This window comes from Burkholderia sp. SR8 (assembly GCF_052851275.1).
Window position 1 is genome coordinate 1 of sequence record NZ_JAULUC010000070.1, and the last position, 1,135, is coordinate 1,135.

Sequence of the window (1,135 nt, forward strand, 5' to 3'; positions counted from 1 at the left end):
GCGACGCGCGCGGCGGCTGGCGCATCGACGCGAAGCTGCAGAAGCAGGTCGGGATGGTGTTCCAGCACTACACGCTGTTTCCGCACCTGTCGGTGCTCGGCAACCTGATCCTCGCGCCCGTGCGCGTCGGCGGGCTGTCCAAGGCGGACGCGACCGAGCGCGCCCGCATGTATCTCGCGCGCCTCGGCCTCGAAAACAAGCTGCATGCATATCCGAGCCAGTTGTCCGGCGGCCAGAAGCAGCGCGTCGCGATCGCACGCGCGCTGATGCTCGAACCGAAGCTGATGCTGTTCGACGAAGTGACGTCGGCGCTCGACCCGGAGATGGTCGTCGAAGTGCAGAACGTGATGCTGCAGCTCGCGGAGCAGAAGATGGCGATGATCATCGTCACGCACGACATGCACTTCGCGCGGGACATCGCGACGCGCGTCGTGTTCTGTGCGAACGGCAAGATCGTCGAGCAAGGTGCGCCAGATCAGATCTTCAAGTGCCCGAAGGAAGCGCGCACACGCGAATTCCTCGAGAAAGTGCTGCATCTCGACTGAGGCCGAAGCCATGAACTACCACTTCGATTTCAGTTTCCTCGCCGGCAGCGTCGGTGCGCTGCTCGACGGGCTGAAGGTCACCGTCGTGCTGGCCGTCGCCGCGAACGCGATGGGCCTCGTGCTCGGCTTCGTGCTGTGCCTGCTTGCGATGAGCCGCTGGACGCTCGTGCGCTGGCCCGCGCAGCTCTTCATCGAATTCTTCCGCTGCACGCCCGCGCTGCTGCAGATCATCTGGTTCTTCTACTGCATCCCGATGATGGTCGACGTGTTCATCGACCCGGTCGCGATGGGCGTGCTCGCGCTCGGCCTGAACCTGACCGCGTTCAACGCGGAAGCGTACCGCGCAGGCGTGCAGGCGGTGCCGAAGGAGCATCTCGATGCGGCGGTCGCACTCGGCCTGCGCCCGTGGCAGCGCACGATCTTCGTCGTGCTACCGCAGGCGCTGCGCAGCGCGATGCCGGTGCTGCTGACGAACGGCATCGGCAGTCTTCAGCAAAGCGCGCTGGTGGCAATCGTCGCGGTGGGCGACCTGATGTACGTCGCGAAGAGCGTCGCGACCGAAGCGTACCGGCCGCTCGAAACCTACTCGG

At 65.3% G+C, this 1,135-nt stretch carries 2 protein-coding genes; both read left to right on the top strand.

What is annotated here, in order from left to right:
- On the top strand, positions 1-545 hold a 545-nt coding region (locus Q3A80_RS31830; protein WP_446332738.1), incomplete at its 5' end, for an amino acid ABC transporter ATP-binding protein.
- 10 nt (positions 546-555) lie between these two features.
- The coding region (locus Q3A80_RS31835) for an amino acid ABC transporter permease (RefSeq protein ID WP_446332739.1) at positions 556-1,135 on the top strand (580 nt) is incomplete at its 3' end.